This window comes from Domibacillus sp. A3M-37 (genome assembly GCF_024213455.1).
Taxonomy (GTDB): domain Bacteria; phylum Bacillota; class Bacilli; order Bacillales; family Domibacillaceae; genus Domibacillus; species Domibacillus tundrae.
Map to the genome: position 1 here is coordinate 39,939 of NZ_JANAVL010000012.1, position 23,352 is coordinate 63,290.

At 39.3% G+C, this 23,352-nt stretch carries 24 protein-coding genes, 1 pseudogene and 1 riboswitch; of the genes and pseudogenes, 10 read left to right on the top strand and 15 right to left on the bottom strand.

The genetic code is table 11. The annotated features are described in order from the left end of the window. The first annotated feature begins 703 nt into the window (after nucleotides 1–703). Together NLX67_RS16185 and NLX67_RS16190 are read left to right on the top strand one after the other, a co-directional pair. The gene (locus tag NLX67_RS16185; RefSeq protein WP_254312556.1) at nucleotides 704–3,490 is read left to right on the top strand and encodes a bifunctional diguanylate cyclase/phosphodiesterase; all 2,787 of its coding nucleotides are present in this window, start codon (nucleotides 704–706) and stop codon (nucleotides 3,488–3,490) included. Between the two features lie 14 nt (nucleotides 3,491–3,504). Next, complete coding sequence (locus NLX67_RS16190; protein ID WP_254312557.1) at nucleotides 3,505–5,142, top strand: thiamine pyrophosphate-binding protein; 1,638 nt, start codon at nucleotides 3,505–3,507, stop codon at nucleotides 5,140–5,142. A gap of 129 nt (nucleotides 5,143–5,271) precedes the next feature. Here the strand turns inward: NLX67_RS16190 and NLX67_RS16195 are convergent, their stop codons facing one another. From NLX67_RS16195 to NLX67_RS16205, 3 genes are all read right to left on the bottom strand, one after another. After that, entirely contained in the window at nucleotides 5,272–5,985 is a 714-nt protein-coding gene (locus NLX67_RS16195; protein WP_254312558.1) for a hypothetical protein, read from the bottom strand. A 574-nt stretch (nucleotides 5,986–6,559) separates the two neighbouring features. Next, a complete protein-coding gene (locus NLX67_RS16200) occupies nucleotides 6,560–7,036 on the bottom strand; it encodes an IS630 family transposase (RefSeq protein WP_309143143.1) in 477 nt (158 codons plus the stop codon). Next, nucleotides 6,954–7,481: a helix-turn-helix domain-containing protein gene (locus NLX67_RS16205; RefSeq protein WP_254312559.1), complete on the bottom strand. Its 528-nt coding sequence runs from the start codon at nucleotides 7,479–7,481 to the stop codon at nucleotides 6,954–6,956. The genes NLX67_RS16200 and NLX67_RS16205 overlap by 83 nt, the downstream gene beginning before the upstream one ends. Before the next feature lie 112 nt (nucleotides 7,482–7,593). Here NLX67_RS16205 and NLX67_RS16210 point away from each other — a divergent pair, with 112 nt between their 5' ends. Next, the gene (locus tag NLX67_RS16210) at nucleotides 7,594–8,376 is read left to right on the top strand and encodes a putative bifunctional diguanylate cyclase/phosphodiesterase (protein WP_254312560.1); all 783 of its coding nucleotides are present in this window, start codon (nucleotides 7,594–7,596) and stop codon (nucleotides 8,374–8,376) included. A gap of 439 nt (nucleotides 8,377–8,815) precedes the next feature. Here the strand turns inward: NLX67_RS16210 and NLX67_RS16215 are convergent, their stop codons facing one another. The 7 genes from NLX67_RS16215 to NLX67_RS16245 are packed head-to-tail and all read right to left on the bottom strand — an operon-like array spanning nucleotide 8,816 to nucleotide 14,599. Then, on the bottom strand, nucleotides 8,816–9,187 hold the full coding sequence (locus tag NLX67_RS16215) for a Na+/H+ antiporter subunit G (RefSeq protein ID WP_254312561.1): 372 nt from the start codon (nucleotides 9,185–9,187) through the stop codon (nucleotides 8,816–8,818). Further along, nucleotides 9,165–9,449 carry a Na(+)/H(+) antiporter subunit F1 gene (locus tag NLX67_RS16220; protein WP_254312562.1) on the bottom strand — a complete coding sequence of 95 codons (285 nt, stop codon included), beginning with the start codon at nucleotides 9,447–9,449 and terminating at the stop codon, nucleotides 9,165–9,167. Before NLX67_RS16220 ends, NLX67_RS16215 begins: the two co-directional genes overlap by 23 nt. Continuing rightward, complete coding sequence (locus tag NLX67_RS16225) at nucleotides 9,446–9,931, bottom strand: Na+/H+ antiporter subunit E (RefSeq protein WP_254312563.1); 486 nt, start codon at nucleotides 9,929–9,931, stop codon at nucleotides 9,446–9,448. The genes NLX67_RS16220 and NLX67_RS16225 overlap by 4 nt, the downstream gene beginning before the upstream one ends. Nucleotides 9,932–9,961: 30 nt before the next feature. Next, nucleotides 9,962–11,443: a Na+/H+ antiporter subunit D gene (locus tag NLX67_RS16230; RefSeq protein ID WP_254312564.1), complete on the bottom strand. Its 1,482-nt coding sequence runs from the start codon at nucleotides 11,441–11,443 to the stop codon at nucleotides 9,962–9,964. Continuing rightward, nucleotides 11,436–11,774 (bottom strand): Na(+)/H(+) antiporter subunit C, encoded by a 339-nt coding sequence (locus tag NLX67_RS16235; protein WP_254312565.1) that lies wholly within the window; start codon nucleotides 11,772–11,774, stop codon nucleotides 11,436–11,438. The genes NLX67_RS16230 and NLX67_RS16235 overlap by 8 nt, the downstream gene beginning before the upstream one ends. Before the next feature lies 1 nt (nucleotide 11,775). Next, entirely contained in the window at nucleotides 11,776–12,198 is a 423-nt protein-coding gene (locus tag NLX67_RS16240; protein WP_254312566.1) for a Na(+)/H(+) antiporter subunit B, read from the bottom strand. Further along, a complete protein-coding gene (locus NLX67_RS16245) occupies nucleotides 12,185–14,599 on the bottom strand; it encodes a Na+/H+ antiporter subunit A (RefSeq protein ID WP_254312567.1) in 2,415 nt (804 codons plus the stop codon). The genes NLX67_RS16240 and NLX67_RS16245 overlap by 14 nt, the downstream gene beginning before the upstream one ends. 259 nt (nucleotides 14,600–14,858) lie before the next feature. Here NLX67_RS16245 and NLX67_RS16250 point away from each other — a divergent pair, with 259 nt between their 5' ends. Beyond that, on the top strand, nucleotides 14,859–15,545 hold the full coding sequence (locus NLX67_RS16250) for a universal stress protein (protein WP_254312568.1): 687 nt from the start codon (nucleotides 14,859–14,861) through the stop codon (nucleotides 15,543–15,545). A gap of 77 nt (nucleotides 15,546–15,622) precedes the next feature. Here the strand turns inward: NLX67_RS16250 and NLX67_RS16255 are convergent, their stop codons facing one another. Further along, a complete protein-coding gene (locus NLX67_RS16255; RefSeq protein WP_254312569.1) occupies nucleotides 15,623–16,162 on the bottom strand; it encodes a tyrosine-type recombinase/integrase in 540 nt (179 codons plus the stop codon). A gap of 304 nt (nucleotides 16,163–16,466) precedes the next feature. Here NLX67_RS16255 and mntA point away from each other — a divergent pair, with 304 nt between their 5' ends. The 3 genes from mntA (at nucleotide 16,467) to xerS (ending at nucleotide 18,464) form a co-directional block, all read left to right on the top strand. Beyond that, nucleotides 16,467–16,874 (top strand): type VII toxin-antitoxin system MntA family adenylyltransferase antitoxin, encoded by a 408-nt coding sequence (gene mntA / locus NLX67_RS16260; RefSeq protein ID WP_254312570.1) that lies wholly within the window; start codon nucleotides 16,467–16,469, stop codon nucleotides 16,872–16,874. Beyond that, nucleotides 16,864–17,274: a type VII toxin-antitoxin system HepT family RNase toxin gene (hepT, locus tag NLX67_RS16265; protein ID WP_254312571.1), complete on the top strand. Its 411-nt coding sequence runs from the start codon at nucleotides 16,864–16,866 to the stop codon at nucleotides 17,272–17,274. Before mntA ends, hepT begins: the two co-directional genes overlap by 11 nt. A gap of 74 nt (nucleotides 17,275–17,348) precedes the next feature. Further along, nucleotides 17,349–18,464 (top strand): tyrosine recombinase XerS, encoded by a 1,116-nt coding sequence (xerS, locus tag NLX67_RS16270; RefSeq protein WP_254312572.1) that lies wholly within the window; start codon nucleotides 17,349–17,351, stop codon nucleotides 18,462–18,464. A gap of 64 nt (nucleotides 18,465–18,528) precedes the next feature. Here xerS and NLX67_RS16275 read toward each other — a convergent pair whose 3' ends face one another. Beyond that, nucleotides 18,529–19,062, bottom strand: coding sequence for a methylated-DNA--[protein]-cysteine S-methyltransferase (locus NLX67_RS16275; RefSeq protein WP_254312573.1), 534 nt, complete (start codon nucleotides 19,060–19,062; stop codon nucleotides 18,529–18,531). Beyond that, nucleotides 19,037–19,639: a bifunctional transcriptional activator/DNA repair enzyme AdaA gene (locus NLX67_RS16280; RefSeq protein ID WP_254312574.1), complete on the bottom strand. Its 603-nt coding sequence runs from the start codon at nucleotides 19,637–19,639 to the stop codon at nucleotides 19,037–19,039. The genes NLX67_RS16275 and NLX67_RS16280 overlap by 26 nt, the downstream gene beginning before the upstream one ends. A gap of 129 nt (nucleotides 19,640–19,768) precedes the next feature. Between NLX67_RS16280 and NLX67_RS16285 the strand changes: the two are divergent. Continuing rightward, nucleotides 19,769–19,912, top strand: a pseudogene (locus tag NLX67_RS16285) (DNA-3-methyladenine glycosylase); the annotation flags it as partial. Between the two features lie 545 nt (nucleotides 19,913–20,457). Beyond that, entirely contained in the window at nucleotides 20,458–21,486 is a 1,029-nt protein-coding gene (locus NLX67_RS16290; protein WP_254312575.1) for a BlaI/MecI/CopY family transcriptional regulator, read from the top strand. Nucleotides 21,487–21,757: 271 nt separating this feature from the next. Here the strand turns inward: NLX67_RS16290 and NLX67_RS16295 are convergent, their stop codons facing one another. Then, nucleotides 21,758–21,946, bottom strand: coding sequence for a hypothetical protein (locus NLX67_RS16295; protein ID WP_254312576.1), 189 nt, complete (start codon nucleotides 21,944–21,946; stop codon nucleotides 21,758–21,760). Continuing rightward, a riboswitch (cyclic di-GMP riboswitch) is annotated at nucleotides 21,927–22,013 on the bottom strand. (Overlaps the previous gene by 20 nt.) Before the next feature lie 462 nt (nucleotides 22,014–22,475). On the opposite strand from NLX67_RS16295, the gene NLX67_RS22875 reads away from it, so the two are divergent. Beyond that, nucleotides 22,476–22,598, top strand: coding sequence for a hypothetical protein (locus tag NLX67_RS22875; protein WP_256519935.1), 123 nt, complete (start codon nucleotides 22,476–22,478; stop codon nucleotides 22,596–22,598). Here the strand turns inward: NLX67_RS22875 and NLX67_RS16300 are convergent. After that, entirely contained in the window at nucleotides 22,595–23,101 is a 507-nt protein-coding gene (locus NLX67_RS16300) for a hypothetical protein (protein ID WP_254312577.1), read from the bottom strand. The two genes, NLX67_RS22875 and NLX67_RS16300, sit on opposite strands and share 4 nt — an antisense overlap. Between the last annotated feature and the right edge of the window lie 251 nt (nucleotides 23,102–23,352).

A 23,352-nucleotide genomic window follows, 5' to 3' on the forward strand; every position in this document is an offset into this window, starting at 1 on the left:
CCGACTGGTTGAAGTCAGCCCTAAGGCAGTGTAGCAGGACGCCATGCTTTTTAACTCGTTTTCTTTACCTACATATATGCAGGTAATAGATGTAATAGATCAATTTATAAACGGAAATAATCAGGACGGACAAAGCTCACAGCTATTTAAAAAGTTGACTCAAGTCCAGAACTAAATCCCTATATGTTAATTAAACTTACAATAAATAGAAATAAGTCAATAGCGAGAAAAAAGTAATTTGCTTTTTCAACAATTGCCCAATAGACCGATTTATATTTAGATAAAATGTAAATTATGTTCAACCTATGTTTAGATTCCAAAATTCAGGTCAAATGATACAGTTAAAATACAATAAATATGCAAAAGATGCGTGGTATAATGTGGTCATGACTAATAATAATGGAAGACTTATAATGTTAAACCAAAATATTCCACACTATGAATTTAAAAAGACATAGGACTATTTGTATAAAGAAAAATTAAATTTAATGCTATAAAAGATTAATAGATACAATTTAATGAAAATATGGTTTCAACATTATATTTGCAAAAAACTAAAATCGGCTGCCTCTAATTTTTTAGTGGATGAAGATCTTATAAAGGCACGAAGCTTACTTATTGGTATAACAATCTTTCGAATTAAAGTGAGGAATCTCTTCGTAAGCTGGAGAAAGTATAGAAGTTAAATTGGAAGGAGACATAAATGGTGAAAGAACAAACAAGGTATTCACGTCTCGCGAATATCACAAAATTAATCAATACGAAATTAGATTTACGGGAAGTATTAGGATATGTTGTCACAGCAATATCCGAGGAAATTGTTCGGTGCGACTCTGTTGGGATCTATTTGCCGCAGGATGATGGGTCATTCCGGGGATATGTTGGAAAGCCAGAGGTCATGAATGGAATGACGCTGGATATGCAGGTAATCGATACAGAAAGAGACCTACTCGCAAAAGAAGTGATCGAAACCCAAAAAACAATCTATATACCAGATACATCGAAGGATAATCGTCCGGATCCTCGATCTGTGGCAGGATTTAAAATTAAATCATTACTGGTTCTTCCTATTTCATATGAGAATAAATTGTTCGGCCTTGTTTTTTTATTTGATTACGGTTATCCAATGAACTTAACAGAGGAAGAAATTCAAACCGTTGAAGCATATGTTAATATGGCGGCTGTTGCTATTCGAAATACAACTAATTTAACACGTAAGGAAAATCTCATTGCAGAAAAACAATTGCTGCTCGATCTTACCCGCGAATTATCTTTATGTTCCACGATGCGAAAAGTGGTTGATACTGGCTTTTTCTACGTAGGGAAAGTTTTAAATAACTACAATGTAGCAGTACATTTGTTAGACCCTTTAGCAGAGAAAAAAATAAAACCAGCAGGGTTAAGCAAGGATAGTGACTGGGCAGAAGAAGAGTGGATGCAGATACACGCGAAGACAATGTTTGACCAAACCAATGATGCCGTTATGCAGGAAGTTATTAAAACAAAAAAAGCCTTGCTTATTCCGGATGTATTTGCCGACGAACGACCAAACCATGATCTTTGCCACAATTTTGGTATTAAAGGGCTTTTTATGCTACCGATGGTTTCATTAGGGGAGGTTCTTGGTGTTGTTGCCGTAGCTAATTTGGAGGAAAGAGGAATCGTTTATTCAGATGCAGATATGCAGTTGGCACAGTCTGTCGTGGATGCTACGACCTCTACGCTTTCCAATCTATTATATATGGAAAAACAAGAAGTGCTTATTGAAGAAAGAACATCTGAAATACGAATAAAACATAAAGAATTGGAGAGAGTTGTAACAGAATTAAAGCAACTCAGTCGTGAAAAAGAATTGATCCTCAACTCTGCAGGTGAAGGTATTTTCGGTTTAGATCTTGATGCAAACATCACCTTTTGCAACGTAGCTGCAGAAACGATGCTAGGTTATAAAAAGGGAGAACTGATTGGAAAACCTTATAATGTCATTTTCAAGGAAAACAATCCAAAAAAGAAAAAAAGGAAATCAGCTTATTCTGAGACAGAACAGTATTTCTATAGAAAAGACCAATCCAGCTTTCCCGTTGAATATGTTATCGCTTCTATGAAAGAGGAAGGAGAAACACTAGGAGAGGTTGTGACTTTCAAAGACATTACCGAAAGAAAAGAAATGGAAGAAGAAATTAAATACCTTGCTTTCTTTGACAGTTTAACAGATTTACCAAACAGAGTGTCCTTGAATGACAGGCTAAACCGAGAATTATTGAACGCACAAACAAATAAAGACAAGAAAATCGCTATTATGTATTTAGATTTAGACCGCTTCAAAATGATTAATGATAGCTTAGGCCATAGCTTTGGCGATCTGTTATTACAAGATGCCGCAAAACGATTAAGTTCTAGCATTCCAAAAGGAGCAAGTGTATCACGACAGGGAGGGGATGAGTTTACTATTATATTGCCAAACATTAAAGGTGAAAAAGAAGTACTAGAGGTTGTCGAGCAGATAAGTGACCTTTTTTCCAAACCTTTTTATTTAAAAGAAAACGAAGTGTATATTAAAACAAGTATCGGCATAAGTCTTTTTCCTGAAAACGGACAAACTACTGAGACATTAATCAAAAATGCAGATACAGCTATGTACAAAGCGAAAGAAATATCAGGAAACAGCTTCTACTTTTTTAAAAGCGGAATGGATAATAGAACGTTTAAAAGCATGAAATTTGAAAATGCATTGTATAAGGCTTTAGACAATGATGAGCTGGTGATCCATTATCAGCCTCAAATTAACAGTAAAACAAACAAGATTATAGGAGTAGAAGCATTAGTAAGATGGAATCATCCAAAAGAAGGAATGATTTCACCCGCTGAATTTATACCGATTGCGGAAGAAACAGGATTAATTGTACCAATCGGGGAATGGATTTTAAGAAATGCTTGTAAACAAGCAAAGAAATGGCATAATCAAGGCTATTTTATAAATGTTGCTGTTAATTTATCTGTTCGTCAATTTGAAGAGAATAACTTATTTCCAATCATCAAAAGTATTTTAGAAGAGGTTGATTTATCACCTGAATTTTTACATTTGGAGCTTACAGAAAACGAGATAATTAAAAATACAGAGATCACTCTGACTACAATGGAATTACTAAAAAATTTCGGAGTGAAGATTGCGATTGATGATTTTGGAACAGGATATTCCTCTTTAGGTTATTTAAAGGACTTGCCTATCAGTACGTTGAAGATTGATAAATCATTTATTCAAGACATCATAGAAGATAGTGATAATGCAGCTATTACAAATACGATTATTACCCTGGCTCAAAATTTAAATCTTGATGTGATCGCGGAAGGGGTAGAAACGAAGGAACAAGTTGATTTTCTACATTCGATGAATTGTTGCTTGATGCAGGGGTATTTTTTCAGTAAGCCAATAATAAGTGAAGATTTTGACGATAAATACCTTTATAATGGAAATAAGTCCATAAATTAGTTAAGGAGGATGTTATGAAAGCAATACGTGCGGTATTAGAGTATTTTAAAAAGATGGAAGTTAAGTATATTTTTGGTATTCCGGCAGGTTCAGTTAATGCACTTTTTGATGAGCTTTATGATATTCCCGGTATTACGCCAATTGTAACAAAGCATGAAGGAGCAGCTTCCTATATGGCGGCTTCCTATGCTAAGTACTCGAATCAACTAAGTGTATGTGTGGGCTGCAGCGGGCCTGGTGGAACAAACCTGGTGACAGGGGCTGCCAATGCGATGCGGGAACACTTACCTGTTTTATTTTTAACAGGTGCCGTCCCTATTGATACAGTTGGGTTAAATGCTTCTCAAGAATTAAATGCTGAACCTGTTTTTGAATCGGTTACAAAATATAGTGTAACAGTTAATGATTCCAAGAACTTACTTAGCGAAATTGTAAAAGCGGCCGAAATAGCAATGTCCGGTGTTCCAGGACCAGTTCATGTTTCTATGCCAATTGATATTCAGCAGGGAAAAGTAGAAAATATTAAAATACCAGCTCCATTTATTAGAAAACCGATCATTCCTAATATAGAGGCAATAAAAAAGGCAGCCAAGGAACTGATCAAAAAAGAAAGCGGCTATCTCTTTGTGGGACAAGGAGGAAGAAACTCAGTTAATCAAGTCATCGAACTAGCTGAACTGCTGGATTGGTCTATTATGACAACCCCTCAAGCAAAAGGGCTTATTCCAGGAACCCACCCTCTTTCAGCAGGAGTATTTGGTTTTGCTGGCCATGAATCCGCCTCTGCGTTAATTAACGAAGGAGATGGGGAAGCCTTAGTAATTATTGGCTCAAGTTTGGGAGAAACGGCTACAAACAATTACAATACAAATCTGACAAAGGATCGCTTCACGATACAAATGGACTTTGATCAGACAGTGTTTAACCGGAAGTATGAGATTGATATTCCTATTTTAGGTGATATTAATTTAAGTTTAGTATTTTTAATAGAAGAATTAAAAGAATTGGGGTTGTCTGGGAGTGCAAAGGCGCCTTCTACGATGGTTCATAAATTGGAGAATACAGAAGAATACAATACAAAAAATGTACTTTTAAAGCTGCAAAATTATTTGCCTACATCTACTAGATATTCTGTGGATATAGGTGAATTTATGTCTTACGTTATTCATCACATGAAGGTTCTGGATGCTCACACCTACGACATTAATGTCCATTTTGGTGCTATGGGAAGTGGAATTGGATCGGCAATCGGTTCAAAGTTAGCAGAACCGGAACGGCCTGTTGTATGTATTACAGGTGACGGATGCTTTTTTATGCATGGAATGGAAATTTTAACAGCGAAAGAGTATGGGTTGCCAGTTTTATTTGTGGTAATGAACAATGCACGCCTGGGCATGGTCTATCACGGCCACACACTGCAGTATCAACGCTCTCATCCAGCTTTTGAGCAGGAGCCGGTGAGTATTTCAGCAATGGCAGTAGCTATGAATATACCAAGTTTTAAAATTAACAGTATGGAAGATTTAAATCAAGAGGCCATTAACAGCTTGACTGGCTTAAACGGTCCGGCTGTGCTGGAAATTTCATTGGTTGATAACAATGTTCCACCGATGGGAGATCGCGTTAAATTTCTCTCATCTTTTGCAAAGTAAAAAAAGAAAAATTTATTATTTAAATAGCTATAAAAGATGAGAAATGATAAGTAATGCAGGTACTGCTGCTGACTTATATTAAGCTAGCAGCGTAAAGGAAGCTTTAAAAATCATTTAAACTAGTCGTTTTCACAAATGTGAAAACGACTTTTGAATGACTTCACCGATTTTGCCCATAGTTGTCGTCTTAAAATGGTTAGATACGGCCTGGCCAGTGGGGTTCGAATAATAATAGTTTCCTCTTTTTTCGTCAAAATAGTAGCCCATCTCTGAGAGAGAATACTGTAGCTCATTTGGCAAGGTTTTTAATTCGGTTTTCTCAGTGAAATACTTTGTAGGAACAACTTCTGCGTCTATATCGCCATCTCCTGTGTAAACCGCAAATAAATCGTTCTCCTTTTGAGCAAGCCACTGTCCTTTTGAATATAATGAGATCCTTGCTTTGTCCAAAGCAGAGATCCCATCTAAATTTATCCCGAAAATTTGATTAATTGCCATGCGACTTTCTTTTGCTGTTACATTTTCTCCATAATCTCTGAGGTGTGAATTGATGATAGCTCTTCTACTAGAATGGATCGCAGATAGATCATTTTCTGTAGGTAAAACAGGCTTCGTATCCAGATCTATTTTATAAACTTCCTTTACAACTTTGCAAACTTCATCGGCATTCATTTTTCCTTCAAGAGATTCAAGGTATTTGTCCATCACTTCTACTTTTGACATCGATTCAATTTGATCATGTAAGTCAGCATCAGACACTGTTCGGTTGTGTTCTTTCTGCAATGTCCTTTTTAGTGTGTCCATTAATTCGAGTGAAAATTTTGTTAAGTTTGAGCCTGACATATAAAAACCCCTATCAAAAAAATTAAAGTGAAATTTTGGATCCTACTTTCGATTATAACGTAAATACTTCTTTACGTTATAATTATACTGAATATTTATATAAGTTAGAGAGAAAATCTATATAAATACCAAAATAACCCATTTATGAGTTTTTCAGAGAAAATCATTCTTCCCTTTCTTTCTTTTTATAATTCAAAATAAAGGTATTTAAAGTAATTTGAAAATTGCGGTTGAATCTCTTTTCCTTCTTTCTTAAGTTTCCCTATAGCGTTGAGGCAGTATAAGGAGCTGGCTCAGTCAGTATCCATCCATTTAAATTTTAATAAAAGACAGATCAATGAAATATGACAAATTCGTAACGGGAAATCCTCCCTAGGCTCTTCGGATTAAATAATAAAAGAAAGAAGAATTAGAACAGGCCCATAAGAAGCTTTCTTCTTTAGCAAAGGAATTAGAAAAAGCAAAATTTTTATATGAAGTTATTAGCGAAACGAATTTATATAAGTACAACTTAATCTTTCAACATAGTTAACGAACCAATTCGCTGGAGGACGTTCTCCGGGCAAGTGTCCAACTATTCCATGAACGAACGGACGGATGCACGGATATCTTTCTGGGTGGCATGGAACCGGTTGACGATGACGCTTCCTTTCAGCCAGCCCCAAATACGCTCAACGGCATTTAGCTGGGGAGAATACGGCGTCAGAAAAAGCAGCGTGAGACGGTGTTCATTCTCTTCTAAAAAGGGGTTCAACAGCTTGGCATGATGAATCCGGGCATTGCCTGGGATCATGACGATATGCCGGTCTCTATGCATCCCTAGAATATAACGGAGAAACGCCAGAAACGTCTGCGCATTGCACGGCTCTTTCTCCATGCAGAAGAACTCGCCATTTTGGACGTTCACACAGCCAAACAAGCTGACAGACGCGTGGTGGCCGTAAGTGGGGATCTGTTTTTGTCTGCCTTTAAGACTCCATGTGGAGCTCTTTTTGAAAGGCTTCCTGTTTCCTGGGGTCTGCCCGTTTCCATGTATACGTCGGGCGTGTATAGCTGAAGCCCCAGCGTTTCAGCATCTTGCCAATGCCCATCCGGGTCATCTTAATCGAGAATGTTCCTTCCAGGACCTCTTTCAAGATCCGGGTATCCCAGCAGGTTTCACAGCCATACCCTTCTTCAGCCGGGGTGCTGTGCTCAATCATCCGTTTTACTTCGGCTTCCTGGCCTGGTGACAATAGAGGCGGCTTGCCCGGCGAAGATCCACGGTGAAGCAGCGCCTTCATCCCGCCTTGATTGAATTTCTTGACGCAGGCGGAAACGGTATCCCGGTGAACATTCAGCAGCTGGGCGGCTTCCATTGCGTAATAGCCCTCCATCATGAGCCGGATCACTGCCAACCGCTTGGCCATAGAAGCCTTTTTCACCGTTTTCTCATAAGCCTTTACCTGTTCCAGTGTCCAGCCATGGCTGTTTTGAATCGTTACTCCTTTTCTCATGTTTCCCGCTCCTTTGCCCGTTTTATTAAGAGCAGTATGGTCAAAGAATGGGAAGACGTAAACACGCTAAAAATTTAAGTTTGATTTATATAGTCTCAAACAAATGATGATAATGGGAGAATTGCGCTCCGCCATAAAAAATGAAGAACTGCTGCTTTACTATCAAGCTACAGTGGATATGAAAACAAATACTATTGTAGGGATGGAAGCTCTTGTACGGTGGCAGCATCCAAGTTTGGGGTTGATTTTCCCAGATGAATTTATCCCGTTGGCAGAACAAATGGAATTCGTTAACTCTTTGACTCTTTGGGTGCTCGACCGTGCAGCCTCTCAAATTCGAGAATGGCTGGACGCTGGACTCAACCTTACTGTTTCTGTAAATCTCTCTACTCGTAACCTTCAAGACGAAGGGCTTCCCGGAAAGATAAAAGAAATTTTAGATCAATACCGGGTATCCCCTGCATTGCTTACTCTGGAAATTAAAGAAAGCTTTATCATGACTAATCCTGGAAGAGCCATCGAGATACTTACACAATTACATAATATGGGTGTGAAGCTCTCTATTGATGATTTTGGTACTGGCTATTCTTCTTTGGCTTATTTAAAGCATTTACCCGTCAATGAAATTAAATTGAATAAATCATTTGTTATGGATATGTTAAACGATGGGAACGATATAATTATTGTGAAATCGATTATTAACTTGGCTCATAACTTATCATTAAAGGTGACAGCAGAAGGAGTAGAGACGCATGAGATAATGGAAAAACTCCACGAGTTTGAATGTAATCATGCACAAGGCTATTTTATCAACAAGTCTTTGCCTTCCAATCAGACTCTTCCTTCGTTAGAAAAATCTGATTGGAAGGTTAGAAAAGCACCTTTAAGATATTAAAAATGCTCAAAAGGTTTCTTATGCGTTATGGAAACCGGATGGATTGATTTCATTTTTTAAATCCTTTAAATACAATCATTACATGGACATGTTTTTTATCCTTTTCAAGACGCGGAAAAGTATATAGAGAATGCTGTTACTTATATTATTTCGGGTATCGAAAAAGGTGACCACATTTTGTTAACTGAAAACAGTAGACTATATCCTAGGATCCAAAACAAGTTGCAACCTCTTTTAAACTGCGAACAGTTAGCTAAGATCCATTACACAAATAACTTTGATTTTTATTTTTCGAAGGGACGTTTCACCCTGCAATCCTTTATAAGCATTTAATCGTTTTTGTTGCATTGTCACTCGAAGTCGGTGATCTAATAGAATAATAAAGCAAAAGGACTGCTTGAATGATATTCAAGCAGTCCTAAATTATAATGGAGATTTTTTAGTGAGTGGTGTCTTTCTCCTTTTCATAAATGTTGTATTGCAAGCTGTTATCTGTTGTCTCACCTGCCAGTTCTACTTCTGAATTATAGGCAGCCCGGCAAATGAGGTGTCCTGCAACAGGTGCCGTTAAATATAGAAAGACAATACCGAGTATAAGGCGGATACTCACATAATGTTCAGCAGACCAGAAAAAAATAAATACGCCGGTCAACGCCAATAGTACGGCAAGTGTCGAACTTTTTGTTCCGGCGTGTGAGCGCGTATAAACATCCGGCAGACTTAAAATACCATAAGCACTTATGAGCGCCATAATACTGCCGAGCAAGACCATCAATGCTGCGATCAATTCAACGATTTGGTTTTCTGTCAATGATACGTCCCCTCTCAATGTATTTTGAGAAAGCAATCGTACTGATAAAAGCAAGAATAGCGATAATCAAAATGACCTCTAAGTATGCTTTTGTCCGCAGTACAACACTTAATATTGCCACGATTGAAATAAGGTTAACCCCGATCACATCGAAAGCTACTACACGATCAGGCAATGTCGGCCCTTTTAAAACTCGGATCAGCAAGAGGGCAATAGAGATGCTGAACAAAACAATCGCTGCCACAAAGATTAAGTTTGTCATGGACGAGTCACCTCCAGAATTATTTTTTCATACATCCGAATGGACTTTAAGAGCATTGGCTTTGAATCTTTCACGTCCATTGCATGGATATAAAACACGTTTCCCTCAGGTGAAATGCGCAATACAGTTGAACCGGGTGTTAACATAAGCAAGAGCGCAAGTGCGGTCACTTCCCAATCGCTTTTGAGTTTTGTTTCATAAGAGAAAGTCCCAGGTTCAAATGTAGCACTTGGAAGTAAGATTTGTTTCATGATTAAGATACTCGATGTCCAAAGTTCATAGTTAAAGATCCAAAGCAGCTTCAGCATGGAATACGCACGTATTAAATAAAAAGGCGTTCCAAAAAATCGATGCATAAGGAAGATAATAACAACTCCGATTAAAAACCCAGCAACAAAATCAGGAATCTCAAACGTATCTGCATCCTTCAAGAACACCCATAAAACAGCAATTAATAAGTTTAACAGAAGCTGTATAGGCAATGCACTCCACCTCCTTGACAAGCAATTGGATTATTTATTATTTAAGGCACTTTCAATGTAAAGTTCGGGATTCATCAGCACATTGGCTGCCTCTGAAACATATGGAGAAATGACGCCCATTCCTAGTCCGAGCCCGGTTGTTAATACCGCCAGAATCAGGAGAGGGGTCAGCATGCCTTTTGCTAAATGAACCTGATCCTTCAGGTGAATAGATGTCTCCCCCCAAAACATATTTAAAAAGATGCGCAGAAGCGAATATAAAACAAATAAACTGGATAAAAAAGCAGTGGCGGCCATTACATATTCACCGGCACCAATAGCCCCCTGGCCAATTAAAAGCTTACCGGCGAATCCGCTGAACGGTGGAATTCCACCTAATGAAAGAATCACAATTAAAAACATCCAGCCGAACAGAGGGTAGTTTGTCATTAAACCGCTTGCCTGATCAAATCTTGTCTTGCCGGTTACATAAATCACTGTACCAATGAGAAGAAACAGCATTCCTTTTAAAAGAATGTCATGGATTAAGTAATAAATGGATCCCTGGATGGCTTCTGTGTTATTCGATGCCAGGCCAACGAGAATAAAACCAATTGCAATGATCACGTTATAAGCGGCGATTTTTCTTACGTCTTTGTAGGCAATAGCCCCCAGGCTTCCTCCCGCCATTGTAGCAATAGCCATCCATCCGATCATTTTATGCGTAATGGAGGGCTCATGATAAAACAATAACGTAAAGAAGCGGAATAACGCGTAGACACCTACTTTTGTGAGCAGTGCAGCAAATAGGGCAGAAACAGCTGTCGGAAGTGCTCCGTAAGATCCCGGGAGCCAGAAGTAAAGAACCAAGCCCGCTTTTAAAGAAAAGACGACTAAAAACAAAATACTGATAGTCGTAAGCAGAGGTGGTTGTCCGGCTTCTGCAATCCGCACAGACAAATGCGCCATGTTTAATGTTCCGAGCGTCCCATATAAATAGGCCATACCAAGTAAGAAAAACCAGGATGATAAAATATTGATTAAAATGTATTTGATTCCTTCGGTCAGCTGTTTTTTCTCGCCACCAAGTGTCATTAACACATAGGAAGCAAGAAGCATGACTTCAAAACAAACAAATAAATTAAATAAATCTCCTGTTAAAAATGAGCCATTTACACCGGCAACCAGCAGCAATAAGAAAGGATATAAAAAGAAATGCTCTCTTTTTTCATCTTTGGCAAAAGCTGCATATACTAAACAAAGAATAGATACAAGAGAAGATGCTGTTACAAGAAGCATCGCAAATGCATCTGCAACAAAGGTAATCCCGAATGGAGGCAGCCATTCCCCAAAATCAAGACGTAGGATGCCTTGAATCATTACCTGCTGCAAAATCCAAAGGCTGATTAAAAAGACGACGATCATCGTTAAGATGCTGCCCCACCGCTGAATGTTTGGATTTGAGCGGAAGAAGAGAAGAAGAACACCCGCTATGATCGGCAGGACCATTGGAAAAACTAAAATATTATTCATCTTTTGACCCTTTCAGCTCATACAAATTATCGGTTCCAGTACTTTGATATGTCCGATACACAAGAACAAGGAAAAAGGCGGTTACGGCAAAACTGATGACAATGGCTGTCAAAATCAGTGCTTGAGGCAGCGCATCGGTATACGTTTCAACCTGATCGCCTAAAATGGGGACACTTCCCATCTTCAACCCACCCATTGTCATCAGAAGCAAATGAACGGCATGTGACAAAATGGCTGTGCCCAACACAACCCGGATTAAATTTTTTGAGAGCAGAAGATAGGTGGCTATAGATACGAGTATCCCAACTAAAAGAGTAATGATCGTTTCCATATTACACATCCTCACTAATACTAATCATAATGGTGACAACAACGCCAATGACACCAAGCGCCACACCTAACTCGAACAGGACTACAGTAGCGAGCTCTGTTTTTCCGAAAATAGGAAGGTCGAAGTAAGCGAATGTTTGGCTGAGAAATGAGCTGCCGAATAAAAGAGAGCCCATTCCGGTGAAGACAGCGATCAGAACACCTGATGCCGCCACTTTTTTATAATCCAGCGGAATACCGGCATTAATAGTCTCTACATCAAATGCCAAATACAAAAGGACAAAAGCTGATGAGAGCGTCAGTCCTCCGATAAATCCGCCTCCTGGATGATGATGACCTGCCAGAAATAAATACACGCCGAACGTTAAAATAATAAACACAGCGATTTTTGACACCGTCTGCAAAATGACATCATTCTCTCTCAATATCATCCTCCCCTTTCGGTGCTTTTAATTTAATGAGCGTGTAGACACCGATGCCCGCGATAAATAGAACAACGACTTCAAGCATCGTATCAAAGGCTCTGAAATCCCCTAAAATTGAATTAACGATGTTCCGGCCGCCTGCAAGCTCATAGGAATTTTCAAAATAACTTGAGATCGATTTGAACATCTTGTTCCCCTGTACAGAAAGTGCAAGTAAAACAGTCAGTACCCCCATCCCGATGGAAATAATTATTTTTGGTAGGCGCACCTTTACTGAACGCTCTTCCTTCGACCATTCAGGCAGATGATAGAAGCAAAGAAGAAACAGCACAGTGGTCACAGTTTCTACCACAAGCTGTGTAAGAGCCAGATCCGGTGCTCTAAATAAGACAAAGAAAATAGCAATTGAATAGCCGAGCACGCCATTTAACAGCGTGGCGGTCATTCGCGATTTCGTAAAAAGGACACCGATTGCTGCGGCTGCCATAATAAGGACCATTATTCCTTCATATAAACTTACTGGAGCATCATCTGAAGTATCAATCACGATACTTCCCGACAGCCAGAGTGTGCCGCCCACTAAAAGCAGAAGAAATCCATAAATGTAATAAAGGTAGTGACGCAAAAATCCTGTCATATAGCGGTCTGTTACTTGTTTTGATCCACTTTCGCTTTTGGCCAGTACCCACTGATATCCGCGGTCGATACTTCGATGCTCAGGAAACAAGTCGTAAACAAAATTCCAAAAACGGAATGTCTTCATAAGGAAAGCGCCAAACACAACAACGCCGGCAGTCATTAATAGTTCCAAATTAAATCCATGCCAGGCAGAGATTTTAGGAATAAGGCCTTCCATATTTTGATAAGTCGGCAAGATGCTGTTCATGGCCGGTGAAAGCAGGTAGTGACTTAATTGATTAGGCATGAAGAACAACAGAATAATGAGCACACATAATATAATCGGTGAAACCAGCATTCCGATCGGTGCTTCATGCGGCGTTTTCTCCAGCCTTTCACGGCGATACGGACCAAGGAATGTCCGAAAGACAATGATCATGGAATACGCAAAGGTGAAAATACTGCCCGTCCATGCAATAATTGGAAATAATAAACCCCACGTGTCCATTGAGAAGATGGTCAAATTATTTGAATTCAGCGCAGCTGTAAAAAACATTTCCTTGCTCAAGAATCCGTTGAATGGAGGGAGACCCGCCATTGAGAAGCTGCTGATCACAGCCAGTGTAAACGTGACCGGCATCAATGAAATCAAACCACCGAGTTTCCGGATGTCCCGCGTTCCCACTTCATGGTCAACAATGCCTACCACCATAAACAAAGCACCTTTAAAAGTAGAATGGTTCACAAGATGAAAAAGTGCCACAAAAATCGCTTTTGTGTAAATAACAGATTCGGTAGAAGCACCACCTTGAAGGGCAGCAGAACCGAGACCGAACAGTGACATAATTAACCCGAGCTGGCTGATCGTTGAATACGCGAGCAGCGCTTTCAGGTCTTTTTGTTTCACGGCTGAGAAGGAACCCCAAAACATTGTAAAAATTCCTACACCGCTCACAAGCCAGAACCATGTCTCTTCTCCTCCGAAAACAGGTGTAAAGCGGGCCACTAAAAATAATCCCGCTTTGACCATTGTGGCCGAATGAAGGTAGGCACTGACCGGCGTTGGCGCTTCCATTGCATCAGGAAGCCATATATGAAATGGAAATTGCGCTGATTTCGTAAAGGCACCAAGCAAAATCAAGATAAGCGCTGGAACAAATAACTCATGCTCCTGAAGAGAATCTCTCATTGCAATGATTTCCTGGATACTGTTTGTCCCGCTCATCACGTGAAGCATGATGAACCCGACAAGCATCGAAATACCGCCGCCGACTGTAATAAGAAAGGATTTTTGGGCACCGTATCGAGATTTTTTTCGTCTAAACCAAAAGGCAATTAATAAAAAGGAAGAGACGCTCGTTAATTCCCAGAAAAGGTACAGCACCATTAAATTATCTGATAACACCACTCCAAGCATCGCGCCCATAAAAAGCAGCAGATACGCATAAAAGTGGGAGAGTGATTCTCTTTCTTTTGACAGGTAAAAAATTGAATACAAAACAACCAGGCTTCCGATTCCTGTGATTAATAAAGTGAAAATAAGGCTGAGTCCATCTAAATAAACAGAAAAATAAAGATCTAACGCCTGCATCCACACAACAGATCCAGAAATGGTTTCGCCAGCAGAAATGGCCGGGATTTGAGCAGTGAAAAACCCGAATAAGATAACCGGAACAAAAAGTGCTGGCCAGCCAAGATGAAGTTTGGGCGCTAACTTTCCTATGAGTGGAATAAAAAAAGCTGTTAAAATAGGAATGAGAATGAAAAAATGAATGAAAGTCAAACGATTCCCTCCTGACTAATTGATTTATATAATGTGCTGCTTTTAGAGTAGCAAACCTGATTTGCAGGCCCTATACTGGATAAAAAATAAAAATAAAAAGGACAATAATTGAAATTAAGGGTTGAAATTTTGTGTGCTGCCCTTTATTCTAACATTCGGGATACAAAAGAATTTATTTCGAAATTTCTTTGTTTTTTTTGCTTAATACAAATAAAGCGTTTAAAATGATCGGAAAACTTATTATAGAGGTGACATTGTTTTGAAAAAATTAAGAGCACGGATGGATGAAAGCATACTAGTCTGCGCATATTATGGTCCAAACGGCGAACGGTTAATCAGACGCGGATCGAAGCTCGCTAATATGCTGGATTGTCCGCTTTACATCCTTAATGTTGATTCAGTTCCTGAGAATGAATTAAGTGCGGATAGAGCCGCATACATTGATCAATGGAAACTTCTTGCGGAAGAATCCGGTGCTGAAGAGTTTATTCTCCGCGATAATGAAAAAAGACCGGCAGCAAAAGTTATTGCGGAAGTTGCCCGTGAATTAAACATTACACAAATTGTTATTGGACAGTCTCCTCAAAGCCGTTGGGAAGAAATTAAAAAGGGCTCTTTCGTGAATACGCTGCTGCGTGAAATTTCATTTGTTGATTTTCACATTGTATCCATTGACCGCTCTGTTGAAGACGATGACAATCTCTTTGATAATGGGACGAGAGCCTATTTAGTAAAAGCGGATGAGGGACATCGCATCGTCTTTACATATTCGGATGAAGTCATTCGTGAAGGGATTTTTTACAAAGAAACCGGAACCGATTTTAATAATGGTGTCTTCAAATACGTTAAAGAAAATAAGACGTGCCAACTTCATGTAACGGATGAGAAAATTACAGAACCGACCTCTATTCATTCCTGCATCAGAGAAGAAACATTTGACGAATAAATAATCTTAAGAGTTTTCAGACAAAGTATCCGCTTTTGTTTGAAGGCTTTTTTTTAATAGTTATATATCTATGCTTCTTACAGGTTTACATCTATTCTTTGGTCGGTGTCATCCATTCCAATATATCGCAGTGTATCGGAAGGGCTGGCATGGTGAAAACGCGCTTGAATGAGAGAAATCGCCACGCCCTTTTTATAAGCATGGTAACCAAAGGTTTTTCGCAGCGTATGTGTCCCAATCTGATCCAGAATGCCAGCCTTTCTAGCAGCTTCATGTATTACTCGATAGGCTTGCTGGCGCGAAATAGGCAACTCACTTTTAGGTGATTTGAAAAGGTAGCTGTCTATTGGCGGCTTCGTTTTCTGTAAGTGAAAAGATAAAGCGGATTTAACTTGGTCATTTATATAAATCTTTTGGTTCTCTATATAAACAAAAGACTGGATATCACCTGATTCATTCACTAATTGATCAATCTTTAAAGAAAGCAGCGTACTAATTTTCAGTCCGGTATTAATCCCTAATACAAATAAAATAAAGTCGCGGCTGGATTGTTCTTTTAAAATGTTTTTTATTAATTTGATTTCATGAACATTTTTTATTGGGCTCACATACTCCACTTTTTTCTCTCCTTCATGTTACTTAACATAAAGGTAACATGTATTTATGTAACATTCAAATGATATGACAGGGTGGTTTTTCTAAAAAAATTCAAAAGAGTAGATTATTTGACATTACGATAAGTGTCATTGGAATGGGTGCACTTGGTCACGAATATATCAATAAATAGCAATTGAACAACAAGAAATGGATGCTGATTTTCATCTTCTAAATTATCACGTCAAATTTTAGTTTTACGCATAATTAAACATTTTTTTTCAATTTCGGGTATACTATACTTATCCATTGATTGAGGTGATGAACATGGAGAAAGATCTGTTTTCTTTTGCGAAAGATTTTTTGATTACTAAGCTGAATCCTTCGGTTATCATTGTTTTTGGCTCCTATGCAAAAGGAAACACTCACCCAGAAAGTGATCTTGATATTGCTTACTTCAGTCAGGATAACACTGTTGCAGCGTATGACTTATTTATATACGCTCAAGAGCTGGCAGATCTTTTAGGTGTAGAAGTGGATTTGGTGAATATATCTGAAGCCTCGACTGTTTTTCAAGCTCAAATTTTTTCGACTGGCAAGACGCTTTACTGTAAAGATGATTACATAAGAATGCAGATGGAAATGAAGGCGTTCAGCATGTATTCAAAGCTGAACGAAGAAAGGTTGCCGATCCTAAACAAAATTGATGAAAGCGGGTCAGTTTATGAAGAATGACGTTATTTTAAATAAAATTAGCGTGATTGAACGCTGTCTAAACCGTATTGAAGAAGTGTATGAGCAGAACCCAATTAATTTGGAGAATATTACGAAGCAGGACTCTATTGTATTAAATATCCAGCGGGCATGTGAATCATCAATTGATTTGGCCATGCATATCGTGGCAGAAAAAAAGTTAGGACTTCCTCAAAGCAGCCGTAATGCATTTGACCTTTTAGAAACTTCAAAAGTGATTGATCAAGAAACGGCGAAGCGTTTGAAAGCGATGGTTGGTTTTCGAAATATCGCTGTCCATGATTATCAAACGTTAAACCTGGGTATTCTCCAGCAAATCGTTGAAAAACATCTGAGTGATTTTACGAATTTCACCAAACAAGTGCTGAAATTTAATAGCTGATTGGAGAGTATTTAATCTCGCACTAACTTTTCTTAAAAATTGAATTTTACGCATAATTGAAAGGATCTGAATAAATGGCCAATACACGGCAGCACCAACTGCATGAAAAGAAATTGGAAGAACTGATTAAAAGCATGCCCTATTATGTTGTGGAATATGTGGATCACAAACTGGGAAGCCGCTCTCCTTCTACCCTTTTAAATTACGTTCACGACTATAAGCTGTTTTTTGAATGGCTGATGGCTGAAGAAATTACGGATGCAAAAGAAATGAAACACATTCCCATGACTGTGTTGGAGAATCTTAGATTGGTAGAGGCGCAAGGGTTTACCCGATTTTTAGAGCGGCGCGATATCCAGGTAAATAAGCGGGATACAAAAAAAGCGGAAAAAGTTTCGATTAACCGGAAAATATCCGCTCTCCGTTCTCTTTTCAAATATTTAACCACACAAACGGAAAATGAAGACGGCGAGCCCTACTTTTACCGAAATGTCATGCTGAAAATTGAAGTGACAAAAGTAAAAGAAACACTCAATGCCCGTGCCGCGCGTATTGCGACCAAAATTTTTCATCATGACGATGACATGCGGTTTATTGAATTTTTAAGGAATGATTATGAAAATGAACTCCCTTCCGATTCTCGTAAAAGCATGTACTTTAGACGGGATAAAGAACGCGATATCGCTATCATTTCCCTCTTCCTGGGCAGCGGCATTCGGGTAAATGAATTGTCCAATCTCCGGCTTCGTGACTTGGACTTTGAAACAAGCCAAATTAGTGTCCTGCGCAAAGGGAACAAGTTAGATATTGTGGCAGTCGTTCCTCAAGCAATGGATGATCTGAAAAACTATTTATCTATTCGCGAAAAAAGGTACAATGCCAAGGGTGAAGATTTTGAATATGTCTTTTTAACGAAAGTGAAAAATGAGCCGCAGCCGCTTTCGAATCGTACAATTGAAGCGCTGGTGAAAAAATATACGAAAGCATTTATGTCCAATAAGTCCATGTCACCGCACAAGCTGCGCCACACCTTTGGTACGAATTTGATGGAACAAACAAATGATATTCACCTGTTGATGATGCAGCTTGGGCACAGTACGACCTCCACCGCTGCACTTTATACAAATCCGGAGCAGGAAAAAGCGAGAAAAGCTTTGAAAGAGTTAGGGGAAAAGCGCAACGATTACTAAACGATTAAGTTTGTTTCATGGATGCGTCCCCATTTCAAGGATTCTACTTTTGTTTTTGATTGAGTTAACTATGGCTCCCACCTTCTTGATTTGCTTCCAGATCAAGCAAATACTGCTTCAATTCGAGACCACCCCGGTAGCCAGTGATGGCCCCATTTTTCCCGACAATACGGTGGCACGGAATCGTAATGAGCACCGGATTGGCCCCGATCGCTGTGCCAACCGCCCGGAAAGCAGATGGTTTTCCAATTAATGCGGCGATATCTGAATACGAATAGGTTTTTCCATACGGCACCTGCTTGAGCGCTTCCCAAATTTGCTCTTGAAAGGATGTGCCATGCACATCAACTGGCAAGCTAAACGTACGGCTTGTCCCGTTAAAATACGCATGCAATTCCTCTTTATAAGGCTTTAGGGCATCATCATGTTCGACAAGGTCTGCAGAGAGAAACCGTTTTTTTATCCAGGCTTCCAATTCCCTATACGTCTGGCCGGGTGACCCGACATAGCAGATTCCTTTTTCCGTTTTCGCTACATATAGGTGCCATTTTTCGTAACGCATGATCGACCATTCAATGAGTTTTTTCTTTTCGTTCATCTTGATTCACCTGCTCTTTCCTCTTCTTTTTTCGGTATTCAAATGGCGTATATCCTGCTTTCTTTTTGAAAAAGGTGGTGAAATACGGTGTGTTCCCCAATCCGACAGCGAGGCCAATGTGTGCAATCGGTCGGTCTGTGGCTTCAAGAAGCTGCATCGCTTGTTTCATGCGGACGTGCTGAATATACTCGGTCGGTGACATCCCTATTACACGTTTAAACAGACGCTGCAAATGGTAGGGGCTGCCGTGTAAAACATCAGCCAGCGTCTGCAGAGTCAGTGTTTCCGCATAATGAACATCAATCCATTCCATGATCTGCCCGATCCACTCTTCTGCCGGCATCTTTAATCTATCCGGCTTGCACCTCTTACATGGACGGAAATTTTCCTGAAGTGCTATGTGCGCATTTTTCAAAATGCGCACATTTTCTTTTTTAGGCACCCTGGATTTACAGGATGGGCGGCAAAAAATACCGGTCGTTTCCACGCCATAAAAAAACGTGTCATCGTACGCTGAATTACAATCTGCAATGGCCTGCCAGTACTCTTCAGGGATTCTTTTCCGGGTTGTTCCCATCACAATCACCTCTAGTTAAAGTATACACGCAAAAAGGAACAAACAAGCATTTTTCTAATGTAAGAGCAAGATAACGTAATTACTTTCAGTGAGCCATTGCTTACAATAACATTCATGAGGAGTGAGCAAATGAAAACAACCCAATGGGAAAATCGTGGGGAAGAATTGATTATTTCGATCCCGAAAGAATTTAGCTTTCAAGAAAACCTAAACTACTTGTCAAGGTCGTCAAATGAATGCCTTTTCGAGATTATGGATAATAAAATTTACCGCGCTGGCTGTTGAAAATGAAATCTCAATCGTAAAGATACCATTTTGTTTTTTTGCCTTCTTGCTGAAAAGAAAGCTTATATTCACATGAAGGTTCACTAATTGACCATCTTCAATTTTCTAGCTTTCTCCATGTTTATCTACTCCGCTCAGCCCTTCCATTTTTTCTTTTAGCAGAATCGGTTCAGGTAGAACTTTTCTGCTCCGGAAATAAACACCTGGCTGGACGTTTCTTTTTTTTATCGATTTCCTGAAACACTGCATCTGCCCTCTTTTTTGTGTACTAGCCTCATTTCTCTTTACTATAAAAAACAGATGTTCTTTCATCAATGAATTGAAATCAACGGCTTTACGTTAAAACAGTTAAAAAACCGGGTAAACGGATACAAAGTTGTCATGGGAGTCCAAATTGTTAGAAATGGCATTTTAACGTATGTAATGAAAGCAATTCAGGAGTATACAAAGACCAGAACAGATAGCCATTCATTCGTCGTTTTGTTTTAGCGTATTTAGAAAGTGGGCTTAAACAACAAGGAGGAGATTGGATTATGAGCAGGTCATCAAGTTCGGAAAATACCCATAGACTTGACTCGCATACTAGGTTTCCCACAAGACTGGGATTAAAGGAAACCATTTGGCGTTTACTTTGGGAAGACGATCGCCCATATACCGTCAAGGAGATTTCCCATCTGCTTTACATGGAAGAGGCTACAGCAAACAGTCTATTAAACGTGCTTATAAAAGAGAAGAAAATTCAAAGGCACAAAGTAACTTCCACGATAAATGGACGTAAAACTTCGCGCTATGTATATTACGGGATTAATCCTTACCCAGAATCGCAGCATGAAGAGCTGTCACCGTTAATGGCGCAGGTATATCAATTATTTAAATCCAATGGGCAAAAGTATTCTGCAGAAAGAGTGTCTGCCTTGCTTAACCTTGCACCGACAAGTACAGCAACTGTCCTGTATCGTCTTTATAAACAAGGATACTTGTCCCGAAAAAAAGAATATTCCGGCAGAAGGAAGCGATATTTATATACGCTGGAAGAAAATTCAGAGCGGGAGTCTTTTTATATCATTGAAAAAATGGACCAACTGCCTAACAAAGGTGGAACCTTAAAAACCATATCATCAGCAACAGGTATTTCCATTCGCACCTTAAAAGAAGTGATGCTCGATTTATTTAAAAAGGGACGAGTTTGCAGGCGTCGGCACGGTGACTATGTGGAAAATGAAAGTATGGTATATTTTCTGCGGGACGATGAAACGCTGCGCTACCACGTTCATCGGCTGCTGGAGTATAAAGTAATACAAGAATTAGCAAAATGCGGCGGGTGGTTATCGTTAGGAGAGCTCGAAGACCGTTTGGACGTGACCTTATCGAGAATCAGAAAGGTCATTCAATCAATGTATGACTCATTTATCATCGACCGTATTAACTTATCCGGAGAACTCCTTCACAGACGGGGCTACGGTTATTCTTTAACGAATATAGGAAAAGAGCGGGCAATCGACACATGGGATTATTTTGATGAAATTATCAGTATAGAGCCGCAAGCGACTAAACACAGCTGATACTACAGTTCCCTTTTATTCAAGCTGGTCGAGGCATACGATCAGCTTTTTTCTTATGACCTGCTAATAAGCGGTCTGTTACTTAAAAGCTGCTTTTAGAATGACGAATGACTATTCCCTTATTTTATTCAATACAACGTAATGATTTAAAACATTACAGTCAAATTCCCAGATAAATAAAACAAGTGCGATCCTTTAACAAAAAAGGATCGCACTTGTTTTATTGTTTCACTTCTAATGCCATATAATGGATGTTGTATAACATTCCAAATTATTGTAAAAGTAACTCGATAGCTTCTTTTAAAATGTTAATCTCTTTCAATATTTCCTCTTTAATTCTACTATCTTTACAACGCTCACAATCGCCATATAAACGAGTGAGCTCCTGACTGAAAATAAGCCGTTCTTTATTGTCACTCATGGCGATGTGGTCCGTCCATTTCTGCAACCCGGCTGTCATCGTTTCTAAAAACCTTAGATCCGTGGCTTTGCGTCCTAATCTTTCAATTAGTTTGCCTTTAATTTTTAATTATTCATAATTATATTTTACCTGATTTCCAGTGAAAAAACATCAAAAAATACGGTTTTTATTCAGAGTTTAATCTTTAATTCTATTGTTAAGTATGCTTACATTTATTGACTGCATGGCAGTGATGCCCTGATTTGGCGAGAGTCGTGAAAGAGCTGTGACGACAGATGTAGAAAATGCGAAAAACAGCCCAGCCATCAATCCGGAACCCAAAATAGATGCAAATGTTATAAAAAAAGAATTTTGTCGACCATTTTTAATTATCCCAAACCCCTTTTGCAGCTGTATTTCTAGCATAATCTGAAAAATCCCGCGGTTTTCTGCCTAAAGCACGCTGCACCCCATCAGTCATAGATGAAGTGAATGTGACGCCGCAGTTTACAGGCACAGATCCTCAGTCCTTCGAATTGAACGGAGTGGCTTATTCGCCAATCAAACGCGTCGAAGCGGTTTATATTCAATGATTGACTCTTTGGATGAAGCACAGCTTGCATGGGCGATCGGTAGCGTGTATGCGTATTTGGAAACCGCACAGTTTCATAATTCAGAAAACTACCACTCGGATGAGTGGCAGTACATTTAAAGAACACCTTTCCTGGTAAGAACGCTGCGCACAATTTCGTTCATCAGCTCGCTTTGGTATTCATCACTGACGCTTTCGATGAACTCGATTATGTCTGCATCCCAATAAAATCCCTTATACGTTTTATGGTCCCTCATCAGTTCTTCACGAAATAAAATGCGATCAATCGCATCAAACTCGTCATATTCATTTTCACGGTCAGCTTTTTCTTTTGTTTCTGCCCTTATCTGTGAATCTGCTTTAGCTATTAATGCTTTTATTGCTTTTTCGTTGTCAGAATTCGGTTTAGGTCTCGCTTTTCGCGCCGGCACAAAATCATAAATCGAACGTTCCGCGATTTGAGGCAGATTGTCGTGATACCAGCCACGGGAGCCTCGCTTGCAATAACAGCCAGCATTTTTGAGCGCTTGGCGCGCCGCCGTCTTGCCAATCGTTAAGTATTCTTTAGCTATTTCTTCAAGCGATTCCTTTTTTGTCATCGCAAGTAAATCCCCAATTTTCATTGTTCGATCTCTCCTGCCAGCCTCATCATAGTGAAGACTTCATGTTCATTCATCCAGTCCTGCCTAAACTTGAAATAGGGTTACTCCATCGATTGTCCAGTTTACCTTCAAGCAGTATTCTCTCCAAACTTCCGAGTATGATGCCTAAAGACTTTTAGTTGGCCATTAAGATAGCCAACATGCTATTTCTTTCAATCCCTTTTCTTTTAGCAAAATAATAAGACCATCAAAGGGCGTTTCATTCACTTGAC